This is a genomic window from Pacificibacter marinus (assembly GCF_900109555.1).
Classification (GTDB): domain Bacteria; phylum Pseudomonadota; class Alphaproteobacteria; order Rhodobacterales; family Rhodobacteraceae; genus Celeribacter; species Celeribacter marinus_C.
Window position 1 is genome coordinate 23,666 of the sequence record NZ_FNZV01000006.1, and the last position, 22,595, is coordinate 46,260.

At 51.6% G+C, this 22,595-nt stretch carries 19 protein-coding genes; 6 read left to right on the forward strand and 13 right to left on the reverse strand.

Features of this window, described 5'->3' with window-relative positions; genetic code table 11:
- Positions 1–38: 38 nt before the first annotated feature.
- The 5 genes from BM025_RS08975 to BM025_RS08995 form a co-directional block, all read right to left on the reverse strand.
- Complete coding sequence (locus tag BM025_RS08975; protein ID WP_085848395.1) at positions 39–512, reverse strand: Hsp20 family protein; 474 nt, start codon at positions 510–512, stop codon at positions 39–41.
- 121 nt (positions 513–633) lie between these two features.
- Complete coding sequence (locus BM025_RS08980; RefSeq protein ID WP_085848394.1) at positions 634–1,437, reverse strand: trypsin-like serine peptidase; 804 nt, start codon at positions 1,435–1,437, stop codon at positions 634–636.
- Between the two features lie 54 nt (positions 1,438–1,491).
- Complete coding sequence (gene glcF / locus BM025_RS08985) at positions 1,492–2,784, reverse strand: glycolate oxidase subunit GlcF (RefSeq protein ID WP_085848393.1); 1,293 nt, start codon at positions 2,782–2,784, stop codon at positions 1,492–1,494.
- On the reverse strand, positions 2,784–3,935 hold the full coding sequence (locus BM025_RS08990) for an FAD-binding protein (RefSeq protein ID WP_085848392.1): 1,152 nt from the start codon (positions 3,933–3,935) through the stop codon (positions 2,784–2,786). The genes glcF and BM025_RS08990 overlap by 1 nt, the downstream gene beginning before the upstream one ends.
- A complete protein-coding gene (locus BM025_RS08995) occupies positions 3,932–5,368 on the reverse strand; it encodes an FAD-linked oxidase C-terminal domain-containing protein (RefSeq protein WP_085848391.1) in 1,437 nt (478 codons plus the stop codon). Before BM025_RS08995 ends, BM025_RS08990 begins: the two co-directional genes overlap by 4 nt.
- Positions 5,369–5,457: 89 nt before the next feature.
- On the opposite strand from BM025_RS08995, the gene BM025_RS09000 reads away from it, so the two are divergent.
- The gene (locus BM025_RS09000) at positions 5,458–6,153 is read left to right on the forward strand and encodes a DUF599 domain-containing protein (protein ID WP_085848390.1); all 696 of its coding nucleotides are present in this window, start codon (positions 5,458–5,460) and stop codon (positions 6,151–6,153) included.
- Between the two features lie 13 nt (positions 6,154–6,166).
- Here the strand turns inward: BM025_RS09000 and BM025_RS09005 are convergent, their stop codons facing one another.
- The 4 genes from BM025_RS09005 to BM025_RS09020 are packed head-to-tail and all read right to left on the reverse strand — an operon-like array spanning position 6,167 to position 12,868.
- Positions 6,167–8,233, reverse strand: a complete 2,067-nt coding sequence (locus BM025_RS09005; RefSeq protein ID WP_085848389.1) for a hypothetical protein — start codon at positions 8,231–8,233, stop codon at positions 6,167–6,169.
- Positions 8,230–10,995, reverse strand: a complete 2,766-nt coding sequence (locus BM025_RS09010; RefSeq protein WP_085848388.1) for a DUF4159 domain-containing protein — start codon at positions 10,993–10,995, stop codon at positions 8,230–8,232. Before BM025_RS09010 ends, BM025_RS09005 begins: the two co-directional genes overlap by 4 nt.
- A complete protein-coding gene (locus BM025_RS09015) occupies positions 10,995–11,867 on the reverse strand; it encodes a DUF58 domain-containing protein (protein ID WP_370738056.1) in 873 nt (290 codons plus the stop codon). Before BM025_RS09015 ends, BM025_RS09010 begins: the two co-directional genes overlap by 1 nt.
- Entirely contained in the window at positions 11,864–12,868 is a 1,005-nt protein-coding gene (locus BM025_RS09020; protein WP_085848387.1) for an AAA family ATPase, read from the reverse strand. Before BM025_RS09020 ends, BM025_RS09015 begins: the two co-directional genes overlap by 4 nt.
- Before the next feature lie 75 nt (positions 12,869–12,943).
- Here BM025_RS09020 and BM025_RS09025 point away from each other — a divergent pair, with 75 nt between their 5' ends.
- Entirely contained in the window at positions 12,944–13,525 is a 582-nt protein-coding gene (locus BM025_RS09025; RefSeq protein ID WP_085848386.1) for a DUF1285 domain-containing protein, read from the forward strand.
- A gap of 53 nt (positions 13,526–13,578) precedes the next feature.
- Here the strand turns inward: BM025_RS09025 and BM025_RS09030 are convergent, their stop codons facing one another.
- Positions 13,579–14,397 carry a sulfotransferase family protein gene (locus BM025_RS09030; RefSeq protein WP_085848385.1) on the reverse strand — a complete coding sequence of 273 codons (819 nt, stop codon included), beginning with the start codon at positions 14,395–14,397 and terminating at the stop codon, positions 13,579–13,581.
- A gap of 132 nt (positions 14,398–14,529) precedes the next feature.
- Between BM025_RS09030 and BM025_RS09035 the strand changes: the two genes are divergently transcribed.
- Complete coding sequence (locus tag BM025_RS09035) at positions 14,530–16,107, forward strand: DUF5928 domain-containing protein (RefSeq protein WP_085848384.1); 1,578 nt, start codon at positions 14,530–14,532, stop codon at positions 16,105–16,107.
- 15 nt (positions 16,108–16,122) lie between these two features.
- Positions 16,123–16,500 carry an HIT domain-containing protein gene (locus BM025_RS09040; protein WP_085848383.1) on the forward strand — a complete coding sequence of 126 codons (378 nt, stop codon included), beginning with the start codon at positions 16,123–16,125 and terminating at the stop codon, positions 16,498–16,500.
- 80 nt (positions 16,501–16,580) lie between these two features.
- On the opposite strand, the gene BM025_RS09045 is transcribed toward BM025_RS09040, so the two are convergent.
- Positions 16,581–17,516, reverse strand: coding sequence for an ABC transporter ATP-binding protein (locus BM025_RS09045; RefSeq protein ID WP_085848382.1), 936 nt, complete (start codon positions 17,514–17,516; stop codon positions 16,581–16,583).
- A gap of 184 nt (positions 17,517–17,700) precedes the next feature.
- Here BM025_RS09045 and BM025_RS09050 point away from each other — a divergent pair, with 184 nt between their 5' ends.
- Together BM025_RS09050 and polA are read left to right on the forward strand one after the other, a co-directional pair.
- The gene (locus BM025_RS09050; protein ID WP_085848381.1) at positions 17,701–17,886 is read left to right on the forward strand and encodes a zinc-finger domain-containing protein; all 186 of its coding nucleotides are present in this window, start codon (positions 17,701–17,703) and stop codon (positions 17,884–17,886) included.
- Between the two features lie 170 nt (positions 17,887–18,056).
- Entirely contained in the window at positions 18,057–20,882 is a 2,826-nt protein-coding gene (gene polA / locus BM025_RS09055) for a DNA polymerase I (protein ID WP_085848443.1), read from the forward strand.
- Between the two features lie 80 nt (positions 20,883–20,962).
- On the opposite strand, the gene BM025_RS09060 is transcribed toward polA, so the two are convergent.
- Positions 20,963–21,949, reverse strand: a complete 987-nt coding sequence (locus BM025_RS09060; protein WP_085848380.1) for an adenosine kinase — start codon at positions 21,947–21,949, stop codon at positions 20,963–20,965.
- On the reverse strand, positions 21,942–22,589 hold the full coding sequence (nth, locus tag BM025_RS09065; RefSeq protein WP_085848379.1) for an endonuclease III: 648 nt from the start codon (positions 22,587–22,589) through the stop codon (positions 21,942–21,944). Before nth ends, BM025_RS09060 begins: the two co-directional genes overlap by 8 nt.
- Positions 22,590–22,595: the final 6 nt, after the last annotated feature.

Sequence of the window (22,595 nt, forward strand, 5' to 3'; positions counted from 1 at the left end):
TTCTCCGGGCGTTTTTCATTCAAAATGGGTCAGATTTTTTAGACATCGATCGTTTCGATGGCCTGCGTTTCAACCGCTTTTTTAGAGGCAATTTCAATCCGTCGTGGTTTCAGCGCCTCAGGCACTTCGCGCAGTAAATCGACATGCAGCATACCGTTTTCATGGCTTGCCTCAGTCACCTTTACATGATCGGCAAGATGGAAACGACGCTCAAACGCGCGTGTTGCGATCCCGCGATGCAAATAGGTTTTGTCTGTTTCACTGCCGTCATCATTGGGCTTGCGCGCAGCAATGATCAACGCATTCTCACGCTGTTCAATCACGATATCATCGGTTGAAAACCCCGCGACAGCCAGCGAAATACGCCAAGCATCTTCGTCGGTTTTCTCGATATTAAAAGGGGGATAGCTGGGTTGGCTGACATCTTGCCGTATCACCCGATCCATCAGATCAGTGATTTGGTCAAAGCCAACAGTGGCACGGTGTAGTGGTGTAAGGTCAAAATTTCGCATGGGTATCCTCCAGTGAGCGATCCAAATCTATGCCTTCCCATCGGGGACAGGCGGGTGTCGAACCTGCTTAGCAGCGCCCGACACATTAGATTTGGGGATGGAGGATTACGCTTTCAAGTGTCTAGTCTGCGATTGTCCCAACCACACTTTGCACATCATTCAAGTCTTCAAAAACGGAATCTACCTCAACCTTTTTGAAAAATTTGCGTCCATTTTTGGCCATCGCCAACAATTGATCGAGCGGTCCATCAAGCGATGTGCCCACAGATACTTTTTGGCCACGGAAATTTGCTTTTGCCGAAATCACCGATACAATTTTAGGACGTCCACTGGTCATTGAAAAAATAGGGGCACCAGAAGATCCATAATCAACATCACAAGACGTCACCAAAACACCGCCTTGGCGCGCCAAAACATGGCATATTTCTTGCAGTGACGGGCTATTGGCACGATCATGAGCATAAGACACCACACCAACGGCTTGCCCCTTTTCAGGGCGATGTGAAGTAGGGAATGGCAAAACCGTTCCGTCTTTGACAGGCCTATCGAGCTCGATCAAAGCAATGTCATTTGTCAGCCGATCATGGCGGTTTCCATTGTCCAAAACGAAATCTGGATGCACAAAATAACGTGACACGTTGCGGTAAGCTTGGGCATGCCCATCACGCCATCCCGCACGAAATTGAATCGCATCCGTTTTGTGACGTTTCTTGGTGTCGATGTCATATAAACAATGTGCCGCTGTCAAAACCAGTGAAGGCGAAATCAAAGAACCGGTGCAAAAGCTCCGACCTCCAAAATCCAAACGACCAACCGCTTCCCACCCGCGGCTGTCGTCCCCTGTCCTAAATGTCTTAAGCTGGCTATCCGCGTGAACCTGACCAGCGAAGCAAGTCAAGAAAAGGATGGTCAGTAGATGTTTCATATACGTCCCCAAGTCCGTGTCTAGATTGATGATTAATGACACATCAAGGCACTATTATGTCAGATTCGTGCACAATTTGGACGGCTTTTTTCCCCCCGTTGCCCAATCCAGCAGTTCAACAGTATGGACAATCGGAAGTTGAGTACCCGATCCTATCTGCATGATGCAGCCAATATTACCTGCAGCCACCACATCTGGTGTTTTTGCTTCTAAGGATTGAACTTTACGCTGTTTCAGTTTTCGCGAAATTTCAGGCTGTAAAAGATTGTATGTGCCCGCAGATCCGCAACACAAATGACTGTCACGCGGTTCAACCACGGTGAAACCAACGCGCTTAAGCAGAGTCTTTGGGTCGGATTTAATCTGTTGCCCATGTTGCAGCGAACAAGCTGCATGGTAGGCCACGGTTAAATCTTGGGTCCCCTGCGCCAAATCCAGTTGCATCAATACTTCTGAAACGTCTTTTGCGAGCCCCGCAATTTTGCGAGCGTCCTGCGCCAAATCGGTATCGCGCATCATATGTCCATAGTCTTTCAGCGTCGTGCCGCACCCTGATGTGTTGATCACAATGGCATCCAACCCGTCCACGTTGACCTCAGCCATCCAAGCCCGAATATTATTGGCCGCCGATGCATGGGCTTCAGCCTCGCGACCCATATGATGCGTGAGCGCGCCACAGCAACCAGCACCTTTGGCGACAACAACCTCGCACCCATGGCGCACGAGCAAGCGAATGGTTGCATCGTTGATATTCGTATCAAGCGCTTTTTGTGCACAACCTGTCATCAAAGCAACCCGCATTTTGCGCGTCCCTTGGGCTTTAAACACTTGCGGATCATCGTTGCGAGACACTGGCGGAATGGTTTTTGGGGCCATGTCCAACATTGCACGCAAACGTGGATCGGGAATCAAATGACGAAAAGGCCGTCCTATTTTGGCACCGAGCAATGCCAGTCGAAACCGCCCAGGATACGGCAAGATTTTGGCCAGCGTCCAGCGCAACAACCGATCCATCAACGGGCGTTTATAGGTTTTTTCCACATGAGCACGCGCGTGATCAATCAGGTGCATATAGTGAACCCCCGAAGGGCAAGTCGTCATACACGACAGGCAAGACATGCAACGATCAATGTGTTTGACCGTTTTCTCATCCGCTGGACGATCATTTTCCAGCATGTCTTTGATCAGATAAATCCGACCACGTGGGCTGTCTAATTCATCGCCCAAAACCGCATAGGTCGGACAAGTTGCAGTACAAAACCCGCAATGTACACAAGCGCGCAAGATTTCATTTGATCGCGCTGTCGCCGAATCTTTGAGCTGTAAGTCGGTGAAATTGGTTTGCATCAGCTCATCATCCCGCGATTGAATTTTTGCATTGGATCGAATTTTTCCCGCAACCCAGCGCTTATTTTTGCCACCAGCGCATTCTCGGGATGAAATACGCCCAGCGCCTGTTTCGTCGCATCACTGGCCCGTACAAGCGTGGCATGTCCTGCGGTCATTTGTGCCCGCACATCTGTGTTCGGCTGGGTCAAAAGCCACAATCGCCCGCCCCCCCAATCATAAATAACATCAAGGGGCTGCACGGCCTCAACCAGTTTGGGAGCATCCGATGGCTTGACTGAGACGCGCCACACATCCCCCGTCATGGCGTGGAAACGATCGACATCCCGAATGGCACGCCAGATATCAGCGTTGGCAGTTTGATCCCATTCGACGGTGCTATGACCAAACCGTTCAAGCGCGTTTTGCAGCGCTTCAATGCGATAGCTGACAGAGCTTTCAAAACCTTCAATACGGATCAACGTGCGTGCAAATGCCCCGTGCCTGTCAGCGCGCACATGGGCAGCCCCCGTCACACTGAACGGCGTGCCCAACGCTGCAGACATTGCGGTAACGGCATCGACTTCATTCAAGTTTTCAATCGTCAAAGTGGCTGTCATTTCGGGAATAGGTTGGGTTTTCAAACTCACTTCGGTGATCAACCCAAGCGTGCCATGGCTGCCTGCCATAAGCTTGACCAAATCAAGCCCTGTGACGTTTTTCATCACTCGCCCACCATTTTTAATCAGGCGTCCCAGCCCATCAACATAAGCCACACCAAGACAAAAATCGCGGCAAGCACCAACCGCGACACGGCGTGGACCTGAGGCATTTGTAGCGACCATACCGCCAATTGTACCGGCGTTATTGCCAACCTTGGATTGCCCAAGCAAGCCTTGCATATGAGGTGGCTCAAACGCCAAACACTGACCTTGGTCACGCAAAAGAGTTTCAATTGTATCGCGCGGCGTGCCCGCAGAGACAGTCAGCGTCAGCGCGCTGGGATCAAAGTCCCACAACGCATCTGGGGCATTCAACTCTTGCCCTGCGGCCAGGCCAATTTGACTAGACCCATGCCCACGCGGAACAACGATGTTTCCTGCGCGGATCTGCGCGGCAAGATGGTCTTGCTGCTGAGCAAACGTAGTATTTGAAACAGCAAGAATACTCATAGCTGCCCCCTCCGGCTCGCAGACGTGGCAAGCGGGAATACTTTAGCTGGGTTCAAAATCCATGCGGGGTCGAACACATCTTTGACGTTCATCTGTGCCTCTAAATCATCCAGCGTATACTGGTGTGTCATCAGGTCACGTTTTTCAATGCCCACACCATGTTCCCCCGTCAAACACCCCCCGACATCGACACACAGCCGCAAAATATCAGCGCCCAGCGCTTCGCATTTTTCAAGGTCGCCCTCTTTGTTGGCGTTGTACAAAATCAACGGATGCATGTTGCCGTCACCTGCATGAAACACGTTGCCCACACGCAATCCATATTCACTTGCTAAGGCTGCAATGCGTTTAAGCACATACGGTAATTCACCCACAGGAATCGTGCCATCTAGGCACATATAATCGCCAAGTTGCCCCATCGCGCCAAAGGCAGATTTGCGCCCAAGCCAAATGCGCGCGCTTTCCTCGGCACTTGTGCTTTCGCGGATTTCAACAGGATTATGTTGTTTCGCAATTTTGACAATGCGAGCCAATTGGTCGTCAATTTCGGCTTCAGACCCTTCGACTTCGATGATCAGCAAAGCTTCGCAATCGGGATATCCGGCTTTGGCGAAATCTTCTGTTGCGCGAATACAGGGACGATCCATAAATTCAATCGCCACGGGAATAAGTCCCGATTTGATGATGTCAGACACGCAAGTCCCTGCAACCTCGTTGCTGTCAAACCCGATCAACACAGGTCGCGCACCTTCAGGTTTGGGCAAAATCCGCAAAGTGGCTTCTGTCACAAGACCAAGCTGCCCCTCAGACCCGCAAATCACCCCAAGTAAATCTAGTCCGCTAGCATCCATATGCGCGCCCCCGATCTCGACAATCTCTCCATCAGGCAGCACCATGGTAACACCCAAAAGATTGTTGGTCGTCACGCCGTATTTCAAACAATGTGCACCGCCTGAATTCATCGCGATGTTGCCAGCAATAGCACAAGCCAATTGGCTTGACGGGTCTGGCGCATAGAAAAATCCATCGCCTTCAACTTCGCCTGTCACGGCCAGATTGGTGATACCAGTTTGAACTTTGATCGTGCGGTTTGGGTAGTCGACCTCTAAAACATCGCGCATCCGTGCCACGCCCAAAATCACAGAATCTGCTGTGGGCAAAGACCCGCCAGCAAGCGACGTGCCTGCCCCGCGCGGCACAACTGGCACGCCCATCTCATGGCAAATGCGCAAAACCTGCGCCACCTCTTGGGTGCTGCTGGGCAAAACCGCAACCAAGGGTGGGCAACGATAGGCCGCAAGTGCGTCACACTCATAGGCTTTCACTTCTTCAGGCGCATCGATAACGCCTTGTGCCCCTATGGCCGCCCGCAGTTTGGCCACCAGTGCAGGCTTGCGCGAGACAATGGCAGCATTTGGGATAGGCATTTCCATGAGGCGACTCCGTGTTACATATTATTGGTAAGTTTTTATAACCAATTTTTTCGTATGACAAGTTAAACACAACGCGTATATCCAAACCTATGGAATTACTGAATCAATTGCGCTTTTTCACCTCACTTGATGCGATCGCTGTAAGCTACTTACTGCTCTCGTGGATGGTTCTTGGATATATTATCGAAAGCCCGCCAAAGTCGCGTGTGTCTACATCTGTGATCATGGCAGATTATCGGCGTAAATGGATGGTTCAAATGATCACGCGCCAACCGCGCATTTTTGATGCCGCAGTGCTGGACACCCTGCGCCAAGGCACCGCCTTTTTCGGATCGGCCTGTTTGATTGCGATTGGTGGTGGGCTTGCTGCAATATCAAATACCGAACGCTTGCGTGGCGTCGCACAAGACCTGACCATAGATGTCCCTGAAATCATTTGGGAAATGAAAATTTTGCTGGCACTTATTCTCATTACGAGCGCGTTTTTGAAATTCATCTGGGCAAATCGTTTGTTTGGCTATTGCGGCGTAGTAATGGCATCGGTGCCCAATGAAATTGACGCAGCTGAAACTTTACCACGTGCAAAAAAGGCAGGCGAACTGAATATCGCAGCGGCCCGCGCCTTTAATCGGGGATTGCGCGGCATCTATTTTGCTTTAGGCGCACTTGGTTGGTTTCTAGGGCCAATTGGCCTGTTGATCACCACAACGATGACAGTGTTTATTTTGGTGCGGCGCGAATTTGCATCAGCATCACGTGAAGTGCTTTTACAAGACGAAACCTGACACGCTTTCTTGTTCACTTGCGCCCTTCACGCAGCCACATAAAGATGATCCAGCCAGACAGCACCAACAACCATACCCAAGCAGGCACAAGTGGCAGTTTGGATGTGGACACTGTCGTATAAGCCGCGCGTGGCGTAATACCGATCCAGCCACGCCCTGCAGCTGCGCGCCCTTCAGATACACGGCGCAAATCAGGCAACCCCGAGGCAATTTCAATCACCCCACCACGCGTTTGGCCAATGGCCTCGGCCATCAAAGCAGGCGTTGCGATAGTTTGTTCAAATTCACGCGGCGCAGCAGGACCAAAAACCACAACAGCTGTTTTGTCATCTTGACGCAAACGATACAGCCCCATCTGTGTGCCAACCACCTGTGCCTCAAAAATTCCGGGCGCAGTTTGCTGCATATCGGCTGTGGTCTCGCTTCCATCAGGTGCCACGACGGTCACAGCACGCGGATCATTGCTAAGACTGCGACGAACCACGTTGATCTTAACGCCATTGGCCGTTGCCAATAAAGCCTCTTCCTCAAGTTCTGGCTCTTTCATCATCCAATGAGCCAACCGCCGTAAAAGTTCTAATTGCGGGCCGCCTCCTTCGACGCCACGGGTCCACAACCATGCGTGATCTGATCCAAGCACGGCCACACGACCCTTGCCCACACGATCCAAAACCAAAAGCGGGCGTCCCTCTACGCCTGTCATAATAACCTTGCCAAAGGTGGCGACAGGATCAAGGTCGACATGACGGAACCAACGCCCCCAATTGGGCACCGCGCCGTCTGTTACTCCGCCCAAACCTTGGGTCACGGGGTGCCGATGGCCTAGCTGTGAAATCTGCGGCGTGAAGCCTTGCTCAAACACACGCCCCGAGGGACGCGTCGGGATAACCCGCGACAAAGCAGACCTGTTCAAACTGTTTGCTGAGGCAAAATCAGGCCCCGCAGAAAACAAAACCGCGCCGCCTTTTTCGACATACCGCACAATGTTTTCAAGGTAACTGGCGTACAAAATACCACGCAACTTATAGCGATCAAAAATGATCAAATCAAAGTCGTCGATCTTATCCATAAACAACTGCTGCGTCGGAAAAGGGATCAAGGACAGTTCCGTCACCGGTACGCCGTCTTGCTTTTCTGGCGGGCGTAAAATTGTGAAGTGCACAAGATCAACCGAAGTGTCAGATTTCAACAGGTTGCGCCATGTGCGTTCGCCATTATGCGGCTCGCCGGACACAAGCAAAACCCGTAACCGATCACGCACACCGTTGATTTGGACCACGGCAGAGTTATTGCGCTCAGTCAGCTCGCCATCCGTCAGCGGCACCGAAAATTGCAGCGTATTCATCCCACCATGCGGCAGCTTAAGCGGCACCTGCACCGCGCGACCAACAGGCATTTCCAAAACAATATCATCGCCACCATCAATGGACACGATCAAAGGCGACATTGCTGGCAAGCCTGTAGGCACGCGGCCCTGATCTTCGATTTTCAAAGTGAGCGTGATCTCTTCGTCTAAGATCGCAAAAGCAGGTGCATTTTCGACAATCAGACGACGATCCCAATCAATGGGCTGCCCCGTCAGCAAAAGATGCAATGGCGCTGGCAGATCGATATCAAGCCCCGCATCATGCACCTGCCCGTCGGACACAACAATCACGCCAGCCAAGCGGCCTCGTGGCTCATCGGCTAAGACTGCCGCAATCCGCGTCATCATCAAAGAACCGCGATTGTCGGTGCCATCCGTTAGCGATACGATACGCAAAACGGTGTTTGACATCCGCGCGACTTGGGCCGTAATTCGCGCCTGCGCAGCATCTGTTTGAGCAACTCTATCAGACAATGTTTGCGACGCTGTTTCATCAATGACCAACACGACAATATCGGTCAAAGACGTGCGTTCTTCGCGTAAGATAGCAGGGTTGGCCAAGGCTGCCAAAAGTCCCATAGCTGCAAGCAAGCGTAGCGGCCAACCTGTGAAGCCACGCCAAGCGGCAAAGGCCAAAACGAAAAAAATCCCAAGTGCAAACACAGCCAAAATCGGCCATGGCACAAAGGGGCTAAAGGTAAGGTCGGCCATCATTCCCCTAGCCTTTCCAACAATGCAGGCACGTGAATCTGATCCGATTTATAGCTGCCGGTCAGCACATAGAGGATCAAATTGATCCCAAACCGATATGCCATCTCGCGTTGGCGTTCTCCTGCATAGCCAGCCCCCACTGGGCGCACGGCGCGACCATCATCAGCCACAGCCCAAGCCGAAGCCCAGTCATTCGCACCGATGATCACAGGGCTGACATTATCATTGAGCGAGCGAAACGGCATGCCTTCAATAAATTCGGTTTCAGTGGCGGATTTTTGCACCCACAAATCAGCGCCGACATAGCGGCCAGGGAACTCTTGCAACAAATAAAAAGAACGGGTGAGTACGTGGTCTTGCGGCACAGGTTCCAAGGGCGGGACATCCAATTGCGCGGCAATGGAGCGCAATTTACTGCCCATAGGCGTCACCCGCCCAAACCCTGAAATATCTCCGTCGCGCGTGTCAAAAAAGATCGTCCCGCCCGTGCGCATATAAGCATTAAGCTTGTCATAGGTTTGCGCGGAAAGGGCCGTTTGACCCTGTGTGATTGGCCAATAAATAAGAGGAAACACACCAAGCGGGTCTGTTGCCAAATCCACACCGATCGGGGCTGCAGGTTCAACAGAGGTCCGCGCAGCAAGGGCTTGGGACACACCCAAAAGACCTTGGCGCGACGTCGTATCAACTGCATCATCCCCTGTCACAACATAGGCCAACGTCAATTCAGAACTGGCGGTCTGCAAAAACGCATCGGACACCTGTTGGGCATGGATGGGATGCGGTGCCATAATCAGCGGCAGACAGACTGTACCCGCAAAAATCGCAGCACGTCCCATGCCTATCATGCGCCCAGTCAGAGCCAAAGTAGCGAGCATATCAACCGCCAACGCAAAGAGCGCCGCAATCAATAGAAACGGTTTTAAAGATGTTTCAGATGTCACTTCGGACGTCAGAATGGTCACTGATTGCGGCCACTGTGCAGGCAGAAAAATATCGCCTTTTTGAATGACATTCAACGCAAAGGTTCGCAAAGGGGATTGGTAAAGTCCTGCGGGTGTGCGGGATGAGGTCCGCGCGGTTGAAAACACTTCGCCCGACACCGAAGGTTTCAAGCCTGCATCATAAAGGTTCCCGAACCCATCCAATAAGCGGATCGGGGACAAAACCTGCCCCGTCAATTCTTCCGTCTCAGATGACGTGATGTTGGACGCCTGTGTCAAACGCTGCAACATGGACAAGAACAACCCAGATAATGGCAAGGTCGACCACTGCGCGTTGGCAGTCACATGGAACAAAACCACTTGCCCCTGCCCCACGGATTTGCGCGTCACCAAAGGCGTGCCATCGGCCAAACTTGCAATCACACGCGCAGATAGATCAGGGTCAGGTTGCGCCATAATCTGTGAAGATACCGTGACATCTTTGGGAATGTCCAAACCATAAAACGGTGATTTTTCCGAAAACTCTTGCAACTGTTTGGGTTCCCCCCAACTCATCGCGCCGCCCAATGAGCGCCCCCCAGCGCGCAAACGCACGGGCATCAACGGATCAAGAGCGTCTCGCGACACATCTGAGGCCGCCAGTTTCGGGCCGGAAAACCGCAACAGCACGCCGCCTTTGCGCGTCCAGTCCAGCAAATCGGTTTCTTCGCCACCAGAAAGCTGTGCGACATCTGCCAGAACAATCACATCTGGATTGGCTGCAATAACATCTGAAAATGCGCCTTCGATCACGTCTGAACTGGCACTAAAAGCTGTGCGCAGATAATGAAGTTGCGATAAAATATCCAATGTGCCGTTGTCATTATCACCTGAAATCAAAACCACTTCAGGGCGTTTTAGATTGTCCCCAACCAATTGCACCGCAGCAGCTGAGCGCATGTTTTCAATCTGAAAGCGCGTGACACGGTTCATTAATTCAGGGCGTAACGCAAGATGAACAGGTGTTATGCTTTCCTGCGAAACAACATGCGCTTGTCCTAAAACGCGCTCAACGCCCGCAGGATCAGGCCCCATAGCCAGCACTTTAAAGTCCCTGTCATCGGTCACGCCAAATTGATGAACATCTAAAGAAACCCCGTTTTCGTCACGCTCGACAGAGCCAAGCGCCAGAACGGATTGCGGGGTTTCGATCACCTGAACCGCACCCTTGCTTTGCAACGCAGCAAGCACCTTTTCACGGCCCGTGTAGGCAATGCCATCTGACAGCCAAAGAGTAGATGCTTTACGATCAAGCGCCTCAATGGCCGCAGCCAAAGCATCAGCATCAGGGGCAAATGGTGCAGGCACACGCCCAGCCAATCCCGCACGCCATTCTCGCGCGGGGGCAAACGTCAGACCTCCAGCGGGCACATCCGTGGAAACAGCAAAGGCCACAAGCCGATCCCCGCGCTCAGCCTGTTCCAAAATCTCATCAAGGCGTGCCATTTGTGTCGGCCAAACAGGAGCATCAGCCCAAGTGCCATCGACCAATACAATCAAAGGGCCGGTGTCTTGTGTTTGTGGTTTTGGGTTCAAAATCGGCCCTGCGAAGGCCATGATAAGCGCAGATACCAACCCCAAACGCAGCAACAAAAGCCACCACGGCGTGCGGGCCGCTTGGCTGTCTTTATCATTCAATCCAAGCAAAAGTGCCACGCCAGAAAAGCGCACAGAGTTTGGCGCTGGCGGCACTGCGCGCAGTAAAACCCACAACAAAGGCAAGACCAAAAGCCCGCACAACAACCAAGGATTTGCAAACCCGAGTGGGCCAATTGTCCACATCAACGTGCGCCCTCCAGCGCTTGATACAACCAAAGCAGCGGAACGCGCGCTGGCGTATCCGTATGATGGCAGATGAATTGCCACCCTGCCTGCGCCGCTAAGTTTTGCAGTGTCGCCTTGCGCGCATTCAAACGCGTTTTGTAGCGCGTTTGTAAATCATCAGCACGCATCGTTTCATGAGATACGCGGCCATTCATCGAAGTGAATACAGTGCGGCCTTTGTACGGAAATGCTTCTTCGGCAGGATCCAAAATTTGGCACAGTGCACCGCGAACACCTGCGTTTGCCGCGGCTTCAAGCGCTGCTTCTATGGGCTCAATCGGCCCCAAAAAATCAGATAAAAACACGGCCTGCGCGTGAGGCACAAAATGTGACACATCTGGCGCACTGTGTTCCGCGTCAAGCGGTAGACACAGGCCCTCAGCAATGCGTCGAAGCTGTTGCGGCCCGTTGCGCGGGGGCGTGTCGTGATGACACAGCGCCACACGTTCGCCACCTTGCATCAACACAATCGACAAGGAAAGCGCAAGCAACGCACCACGATCAGATTTTACTGTACCGTTTTTCAGTGATGTGAATTGCATAGAGGCGGACTGGTCACACCAAAAATACACGGATTGTGCCGCTTGCCATTCTTTTTCGCGCACAAAAACAGCGTCTGATTGCGCCGACCTACGCCAATCAATTGCGCGTGCTGGATCACCCGCTTGCGCGGGACGGTATTGCCAAAATTCGCTGCCATTGCCAGCCCGCCTGCGCCCATGCCCGCCCATCATTAGCGTTTGCGCCAGATGATCAGCCTCGGCCAAAAGCGCGGGCATGGGGGCTGCGAGCGCCTCAGATCGTGTGCGAAGATCGTTTGACTTATTCACGCAGCGTTCCGGTTTTGCAAAGCGACACGTGCCGCAGCGTCGATCAATGCCCCAAGATCATCCCCGCGCGCACGGGCTGCGAATGTCAGCGCCATGCGGTGCATCAAGACGGGACGCGCCAGTGCCAAAACATCATCGGGTGATGGCGACAAACGCCCATCCAACAAAGCACGCGCCCGCACGGTCAACATCAACGCTTGCGCCGCACGCGGTCCCGGCCCCCAAGCGACAGAGTTGGACACAGCATCAGCGGCATCACCTGTATCTGGCCGACAAGACCGCACGAGATCAAGAATCATCTCAAGCACACTTTCCCCAACAGGCATTTGGCGCAGCAATGCTTGCCCAGCGATCAGTTCATCGGCGCTAAGCACTTCATGCGCGATGATTTCATCACTGCCAGTGGTGGCCAAAAGGATTGCGCGCTCGGTTTCGCGGTCAGGATAATCAACGTTAATTTGCACCAAAAAGCGGTCCAACTGGGCCTCGGGCAGTGGGTAGGTGCCCTCTTGCTCCAGTGGGTTTTGCGTGGCAAGCACATGAAAAGGCGGTTCCAAATCATGGGCTTGGCCCGCGATTGTGACGGATTTTTCCTGCATCGCCTGCAGCAAAGCGGACTGTGTGCGCGGCGAAGCACGGTTGATTTCATCGGCAAGCAAAAGCTGGCAAAACACTGGACCTTTGACAAAACGAAATGCGCGCGTGCCATCCGTCGCAGTTTCAAGCACTTCAGAGCCTAAAATATCGGCAGGCATCAAATCCGGTGTGAACTGCACGCGCGCCCCTTTGAGACCCATCACTGTTGATAGAGTGTCTACAAGTTTGGTTTTCCCAAGCCCTGGAAGCCCAACCAAAAGAGCGTGTCCTCCACAAAGCAGTGCTGAAAACACCAGATCGACCACTTGCTCTTGGCCAATGAATTCGCGGGTGACCGATGCCTTGGCTTTGGCCAATTTTGCGCCAAGATCTTCTATTTGGGACACAAGGTCATTTTGCGACATGTCTTCACCTATCCTACTAATCTGTGCACTATTAGAAACAGGTCTGAGCGAAAGCATAAATAGACAATAGGCGGAATGCCTAGATATTGGAGTGAATTTCTCGTGAGTGTCTCAGCAGATAGCATCGCATCCGCAATAACCGCCGCAAAGGGCCGTGGTTTGCCGCCAGTCGACAAATGGAATCCGCCCTTTTGCGGGGATCTCGACATCCGCATCGCCAAAGATGGTACGTGGTTTTATTTGGGAACGCCCATTGGGCGCGTGCGTCTTGCACGGTTGTTTTCCACGGTTTTGAAAAAAGAAGGCGCACAGTATTTTCTGGTCACCCCCGTCGAAAAGATTGGGATCACCGTCGATGATGCGCCGTTTTTAGCCATTGATTTTGATGTGACAGGCAAAGAACAAGATCAAGTTTTGACCTTTCACACGTCGATGGGCGATAGCGCCATATTGGATGCTGACCATCCTTTGCGTGTGGCAACACGATCTTCGGGCGAACCCGCGCCCTATGTGGAAATCCGTGCAGGACTTGAAGCCCTAATTGATCGCAAAAGCTTTTTTAGGCTGGTGGATTTGGCGGTTGAACACGAGATTTCAGGCGTAACTTACTTGGGTGTTTGGTCATCAGGCCAGTTTTTCGCGCTCACATCCCCTTAAACGAAAACGCGCCGCCCGTTAGGCGACGCGTTTTTAAAATAAGAAAACTGCGCTCAATCGCCCAATTTAGCGTGAACCTCGTCCAAGTCGATTTCAGAGATCGGGAACTTATTGCCCGGATTTTCAAAATCATATTTGAACAATTGAAAATCACGTTTGTAGATTTCCCAGACCAAGTGCTTGGACAGATCATCAAAGTAATCTTCAACGGGGTGAAGACGCTTTGGCCCATGTCCTTCGGATTCGTTGAAACGCGGGATGTTGGCCAAATCGACTTTGTGCCGTGTCTCAATAGAATCGAGCACATCTTGCATGCCATCGTTGAACGTTTCTGTGTAGAAGATTTTATCGTATCGCCCACCATTAACGATAAACGTCGAAACATGGCCCGACATCGCAGACCAATGAATGTCAGGGTCCATAGGACGACGCCACCGAATGGTGTCACGCACAAACAAAAGAAAACGACGGAATGATGCGATTTGGTCAAACTCTTGTTTGCCGTCATCACCGCCCACTTCAATCCCGTATTTTTGCACGAGTTGCGGCACAAGATTACCACGATAGCGTTTGCCATTGCGTTGAATGCCACACACTTTATCGAAGAACGACGACAAAACCCGTGTGTAGGGATTGCGCACACAAGTGAATGCATAAGAGTTGTGCGCCTGTACATTTTTTTCGATCAGAGGCTGACTGTGTTCTTGTGCCCACTTGTGCATACGATCTTTGCTGTCGTGGATATCCCCGTCAAAAAATTCACCGTGATCCGAGTAAAACATGATCTGACCAATGGTCGAGCACGCACACTTAGGCACAACGCGGTACACCACGCTTTCGCTTTCGGTCATCCAAGTTCCTGGAAAGCCCATATTGCCCACTTCTCCTCAAGACTGCGCACAAGCATCGTTTTATGCTTTAAAAGCAAATTAGGCTTGTTTATTCAACAACTGGTTACGAATATATGCAAACAATACTGCGATAATGAGGATACGGTTTCCAAAATGGCACGAATTGCATTCATTCTTCTATGCCACAAAGACCCAGAAGCTATTGTTGACCAAGCCCGTCGTCTGACCGCGACAGGTGACTACATTTCAATCCACTTCGACGCACGGGGCGGCCGCGCGGCCTTTGACCAAGTGCGCCAAGGTCTTAAAGACAACCCCAATGTCACCTTCGCAAAGAAACGCATCAAGTGTGGATGGGGCGCGTGGTCGTTGGTGCAAGCATCATTGTATGCGGTTGAGGCGGCTGAGGAGGCTTTCCCACGTGCAACTCATTTTTACATGGTGTCAGGCGACTGCATGTCGATCAAAAGTGCCGAATACATACATGATTTCTTAGATAAACAAGACGTTGATTATATCGAAAGTTTTGATTTTTTTGAGTCTGATTGGATCAAAACCGGCATCAAAGAAGAAAGGCTGACGTGTCGTCACTGGTTCAATGAGCGCACGCACAAAAAACTGTTCGACAAAAACCTTTGGCTTCAACAGCGTTTAGGGCTTAAGCGCGACGTGCCATCCGATATTCAAGTCCAAATTGGATCGCAGTGGTGGTGTTTGCGACGCCGCACGATAGAGTGGATTTTAGATTTCACTCGTTCCCGCAAAGATGTGATGAAATTCTTTCGCACCACATGGATTCCTGATGAGACTTTTTTTCAAACTCTGGTCCGCCATTTGGTGCCTGAAAATGAAATTAACGCACGTACACTGACATTTTTAATGTTCACCGATTATGGTATGCCTGTCGTTTTATACAATGACCACTATGACTTACTGGTCACGCAAGACTTTATGTTTGCCCGAAAAATTTCGCCTGATGCCACGGAGTTAAAGAAACGTTTGGGCGATTTATTCGCGGCCAAAGGTGTTGAGTTTCAAATATCTGGCGAAGGGCGCTCCTTGTTCAAATTCCTAACGGATCGCGGCCGTGAAGGGCGACGCTTTACACAGCGGTTTTGGGAAACAGAAAGCTCGCTCGGGCGCGATCGCGAACTTTTAATGATCGTATGCAAAAAGTGGCACGTCGCCAAACGGCTTGTAGCTAAAATCAAAGAGCATACCGATGTCCCGTGTATCGAATATTTGTTCAACGAAGAAGACACACCTCTGCCCGACCTTGGTGGCATTGAGAAAAGTCTGGAAAAACGCACGCGCCATAGACGAGCGTGGGTGCGGATGCTGTTTGATTACTTTGAAACGAACCGAATGGTCGTTTGCTTGGATTCAGACGCGCTTGATCTCATTCGCGATTTTTACAATGATCGCTCAAGCACGCGCTTGCTGGAAATTGACTGCGCATTTTCTGACAGCTATTTGGAAGGACATGCCAAACGCGTCGGATTGGCGGGGGATCAAACTCCGCAAGATGCAATGGAGCGTCTGCTGCCAACGATCCGCGCTGATATCACCCACGAACATGACGCCATTCGCGATGCCAAATTTGAGAATATTGAACGTATTTCACAATCAAATACACCAGAGGAAAACGCGCACGCCATTGCAAGGTTCCTTCAAATTTCAGATGAAGACGCGTTGAAAATCGCAAAAGCCGACCACCTGTTTCACGACTAAGTCAAAGGACTTCCCATGGCCTACACCTATGACGACCAAAATATCTTTGCTAAAATTTTACGTGGCGAAATCCCATCAACCCCCGTGTTTGAAAGCGAACATACAATCGCTTTTCCAGATATTTCACCGCAAAAACAGGTGCATATCCTTGTGATCCCCAAAGGGGCGTTTCGCTGCTATGATCACTTTGTTACCTCAGCCAGTGACGCCGAACAGCTTGATTTTTTCAAATCGGTCGCCTTGATTGCCAAGCAAACTGGCACATCACAAGCCCACGGCGGGAATGGTTACCGACTGATCACCAACTCCGGTCCAGACAGCCACCAAGAAGTGCCGCACTTCCATGTGCATCTTCTGGGCGGCGAGCCATGTGGCCCTTTGACAGCAGGTTGATCTAAAGAATTTAAACATACAAAAGCCCCGACCGCACAGATCGGGGCTTTTGCTATTTAAGCCATAAATCAGTGTCGCGCTTATTTTCCCGAAGTTAGTTCAACAAAGACATCTTCAAGATCGGGGTCTACCGTGCGCACATCGCCGATAATGATCCCCGCCGCTTTCACAGCATCCAAAATCACATTCGCTGACGTCTTGCCACGCGCATACGAAAACGCCAACGTGCCGTCGCTCTTGCGGTCCAACGTGACACCTTGCGGCAATTCAAACTCTGCGGGGGCCACGCCCTCGGGCTCGATCAGCAAAGTTTTGGCATCCATCGCCCCGATCAAATTTTTCGTCGTATCGCGCGCAACTACATTGCCGTGATTGATGATCGCGATTTCATCACACATTTCTTGCGCTTCTTCCAAGTAATGCGTGGTCAAAATGATCGTCGTTCCATGTTCTTTGTTCATACGACGCACATTGGTCCACAGCATCTGGCGCAACTCGATATCCACCCCAGCGGTCGGTTCATCCAGCACCAAAATTTGCGGATTGTGCACCAGTGCCTTGCCCAACAAAAGCCGTCGACGCATCCCGCCAGACAGCGTACGAGCATAGGCTTCAGCTTTGTCAGTCAAACCAATCAGTTCAAGGATTTCATCAGACCGGCGGTCTTTTTTAGGCACACCATATAACCCCGCCTGCACCTCTAAAGCGCCGCGCGGTGTAAAGAATGGATCAAGGTTCAACTCTTGCGGCATCACACCGATTGCGGCCCGCGACTGACGCGGGTTGACGTCTTGGTCAAACCCCCAAATCTTGGCCTGCCCCGAAGTTTTCACAACAAGCCCTGCTAGGATATTAATCAACGTCGATTTGCCCGCACCGTTGGGGCCAAGCAACCCAAAGATGGACCCTTTGGGAATCGTCAAATCGATCCCTTTGAGCGCCTCTTTGTCAGGGGCTTTGCCCTGACCACGATAGACTTTACGCAGGCCTTTGATCTCAATGGCATTGCTTGTCATTGTCTCTCCTTCTTGCGTAGGATTCATACGCAGATCATCTCGCAACCCCTTGCTCGCAGCCGACGGATCGCTATCATGGGTTGCTGACATAGGCTGAACAAACGCGTTCGGCAACAGTGGCAAACTGCGGACCCCCTGTGCATCACAGGTACAGGTTGCGCCAGACCAAAAGTGAGCGATCAAAATGACGAACAATGCCCCAGAAACCGAAATCGTTTCCACTTGGAAAGTTTCCTGTGATGGCTCTGAAGGGGCCTTGGGCCACCCCCGCGTCTGGTTGGTGATCCCGCATGACACTGGATTCGTTGAATGTGGATATTGCGACAAGAAATTTGTGCATACGTCGTCCAAGCTGGAAAATGAAATCTAGGCACCCCGGCACAGTATCGATTTCAATACTCAAAACTATGTCAAACAGCCGGTTCTTGCATCGGCTGTTTTCGCATGTTTGGTGGGCGATTTTGCGCGATCACGCCTTGCGGTTGGGGCACCTCTTCGTGCTATCAAAGCGGGACATATTTATACAAAGGCGGCGCGCATATGACATTCGGCAAGGGACATCACCTTCACCTCATTGACGGCTCCGCTTTTATTTTTCGAGCTTATCACGCCCTGCCCCCTTTGACGCGCAAATCTGATGGCCTGCCTGTGGGCGCTGTCTCTGGGTTCTCGAACATGCTGTTTCGCTATATCGAAAACAACAATGGCGCCGATGCCGCCACACATGTCGCCGTGATTTTCGACTATTCAGGCAAAACATTTCGCAACGAAATTTACCCACAATACAAAGCACACCGCCCGCCCGCGCCAGAAGATTTGATCCCTCAGTTTCCACTGACCCGCGAGGCAACGCGTGCATTCAATGTATCCTGCATCGAAATCGAAGGGTTCGAAGCTGATGACATCATCGCAACCCTGTCATGCCAGGCGCGCGACGCAGGGGCGCGCGTGACCATTATCACGTCAGACAAAGACATGATGCAACTTGTGGGCGGGGGCGTGGAAATGCTCGACCCGATGAAAAATAAGCGCATCGATTCTGAAGGTGTTGAAGAGAAGTTCGGCGTTGGGCCGAATCGCGTGGTTGATGTGCAAGCCCTTGCAGGTGACAGCGCTGATAACGTGCCGGGCGCGCCGGGCATTGGTATCAAAACCGCCGCATTGCTGATCAACGAATACGGTGATTTGGAAACGCTTTTGTCGCGTGCAAGCGAGATCAAACAACCCAAACGCCGCGAAAGTCTGATCAACAACCAAGAACTGATCCGTGTGTCCCGCGACTTGGTCCAGCTTGACTGTGACATGAACCTGGATTTCACGCTGGACAGCCTTGAAGTCCAAGTTCCAAACGTAGAAGACCTCGTGGGGTTCCTTGCCAAAATGGAATTTCGCACCATGCTCAAACGCGCATCTGACCGTTTTGGCATCGATGCGCCCAACCTGCCTGACGCACCAGCGGGGGGCGGTGGGGCTAGCATCGCGCAGCAAGCTGCCGTGCCAGACGCCAAACCATTTGACCTAGATGCCTATGAGCACGTGCACACCATCGGCGCGCTGGAACGCTGGATCGATGCCATCTATGAGCGCGGCTATGTGGCTGTCGACACTGAGACCACAGGTCTGGACGCGATGCAGGTCGATTTGGTTGGCATTTCTCTGTGCGTTGAAGCTGGTCAGGCCTGTTACATTCCCATCGCGCATAAAGCTGGTGATGATGATCTATTTGGCGGCGACAGCTTGGTCGAAGGCCAACTGCCGATGGATTTGGTGATCGATACCTTGCGGCCCATGCTGCAAGATCCGAGCATCGTGAAAATCGGTCAAAACATGAAATACGACGCCAAGATTTTTGCGCGTTATGGCGTCACTGTCGCCCCCTATGACGACACGATGTTGATGTCATACGCGCTGCACGCGGGCATCCACAATCACGGCATGGATGCCCTATCGACGCGCTATTTGGACCACACGCCGATCCCAACGAAAGAACTGTTGGGCAGTGGTAAATCCATGATCACCTTCGATAAAGTTGAGCTGGGCAAGGCAATCAAATACGCCGCAGAAGATGCAGATGTCACTTTACGTTTGTGGCAAATTTTCAAACCCAAACTGCATGTTGAACAAGTCACCACAGTCTACGAAACCTTGGAACGTCCTTTGTCACCCGTGTTGGTTCAAATGGAACGCAACGGCATCAAAGTTGATCGCGATGTGCTGTCGCGGATGTCCAATACATTCGCACAGAAAATGGCAGGCCTTGAGGCCGAAATCCAAGAACTTGCGGGCCAACCGTTCAACGTGGGGTCCCCCAAACAACTTGGCGAAATTTTGTTTGATAAAATGGAATTGCCCGGTGGCAAAAAAGGCAAAACAGGCGCCTATGCTACAGGTGTTGATGTGCTCGAAGACCTTGCGTCTGAGGGCCATGAATTGCCCGCACGCGTGATGGATTGGCGGCAGCTTTCCAAACTGAAATCGACCTATACAGATGCGCTGCAGACATTTATCAATCCAGAAACAGGGCGTGTTCACACGTCCTATATTCAAACGGGTGCAGTGACTGGCCGCATGTCGTCGTCTGATCCAAACTTACAAAATATTCCGATCCGCACTGACGAAGGTCGCCGCATTCGCGAGGCTTTTGTAGCGGATGCAGGCAAAAAATTGATCTCGCTTGATTACAGCCAGATTGAACTGCGTATCTTAGCTCATGTGGCGAAAATCGACAGCCTGAAACAAGCGTTCCGCGATGGTCACGACATTCACGCTATGACCGCATCAGAAATGTTCGGCGTGCCAATGGAAGGCATGGACCCGATGATCCGCCGGCAAGCAAAAGCGATCAACTTTGGTGTTATTTACGGCATTTCAGGCTTTGGTTTGGCACGCAACTTGCGTATTCCGCGCAAAGAAGCCCAAGGTTTTATTGATCGTTATTTCGAACGGTTCCCCGGCATTAAAGAATACATGGATGAAACGGTCGCGTTTGCCAAAGAGCACAAATATGTGCAAACGCTGTTTGGTCGCAAAATTCACACACCGGAAATTGCCGCAAAAGGCCCGCAAGCTGGCTTTGCCAAACGTGCTGCAATCAATGCTCCTATACAGGGCACAGCGGCTGACATCATTCGTCGCGCCATGATCCGTATGCCCGCTGCACTTGCCGATTTGCCGCAAGATGTCACCGCGAAAATGCTACTGCAAGTGCATGATGAATTGATTTTTGAGGTCAATGACGACGCCTGTGATATGGTCATCGAGATCGTTAAAGACGTCATGGAAAACGCATCTGAGCCCGCCGTGAAACTAGATGTACCCATCGAAGTGGATGCGGGGATTGGAAACAACTGGGCCGAGGCACACTAGATATTTCTTGGCACAAATACTCATAAAAAGGGCGCATCAGATGCATTTGACGCGCCCTTTTCAGTCTAACTGTCGGCTCTTTAGATAAGGCCAGCTTGTTGGAACAGCTCTTTCAGGTCAGCCTCTGGGCGTGGTCCAATGTGAGAAATCACTTCAGCTGCAGCCACACATCCCATTTTTCCAGACACCTCAAGGCTTTGTCCTGTGGCATACCCGTATAAAAACCCAGTCGCAAATTGGTCGCCTGCGCCTGTGGTATCAACTGGCTGAACGCGCTTAACAGGGACAACGACTTCTTCTTCGCCTTGCACCAAAACGACACCTCCGCCGCCCCGTGTACAAACAACAAGTCCACATTCAGCAGCGGCAATTTCAAGTGCTGAGGACAGATCGGTCTCGTACAAGCTTTCCCACTCGTGTTCATTCCCGATCACAAAATCCAACTCTCTCACAAAAGTACGGAAATCATCACGATGACGATCAACACAGAACGGATCGGACAGAGAAATACCCACTTTACCGCCCGCGGCTTTGGTCAGTTTCACGGCGTGGTTAAAGGCTTGTTTGCCTCGGTCTTTGTCATAGAGGTAGCCCTCAAGAAACATGATCTCAGCACTTGATGCGGCAGATTCGGTCACATCGGCAGATGAAATTTCGGATGAAATCCCCAGATACGTGTTCATAGAGCGCTCACCATCTGGCGAGACGAAAATCATCGACCGCGACGTCGGCAATTCACCCCCAGCAACAGGTGGGTTCACAAAAGCAGTGCCATCCGTTTCCATCTCAGCCGCATAAAAGCGCCCCAAGGCATCATCATGAACACGGCCAATAAAGCCCGTTTTCAGGCCAAGGTTGCCAAGGCCCGCCAGCGTGTTGGCCACAGAACCACCGGGTGTTTGCACACGGTTTTCCATAGCGCCATAAAGCACCTCACCGCGGGTTTGTTCGACCAGCTGCATGATGCCTTTTTCAATTCCCATCATTTCTAGGAAATTATCATCCGCTTGAGTGATCACATCCACAATGGCGTTGCCTATGCCGACAACTTGGTAGGTTTTAGTCAAGGTTCTTCTCCTCAAAGGCGCAGATGTCTCGTATCAAACAAGTGCTACACAAAGGTTTACGCGCCTTGCAGGTATAGCGACCATGCAAGATCATCCAGTGATGGGCGTGTTGTTGAAAGGGGGCTGGGATATGATCTTCGATGGCGCGCTCGACTGCGACAACATCTTTGCCAACAGCCACACCAGACCGATTACCAAAGCGCATGATATGCGTGTCCACCGCCTGTGTCGGCACATGCCACCACATGTTCAGCACGACGTTGGCAGTTTTACGGCCCACACCTGGAAGACCTTCCAATGCGGCCCGTGATGACGGTACAATACCGTCATAGTCATCGACCAAAATCCGCGCCGTTTTCATAACGTTTTTAGCTTTTTGACGAAACAAGCCGATGGTTTTGATGTGTTCTGTTAAGTTTTCGATACCCAAATCGAGCATTTTTTGTGGGGTATCGGCAACTTTGAACAGCTCTTTAGTGGCCTTATTCACACCCACATCAGTGGCCTGCGCAGACAGAGCGACAGCCACGACCAGCGTATATGCATTGGTGTGATCCAATTCACCCTTGGGTTCGGCGTCAACCGCGCGAAACCGTGTAAAGATCTCGGTGATTTGATGATAATCGAGTTGTTTAACCATGGGGCG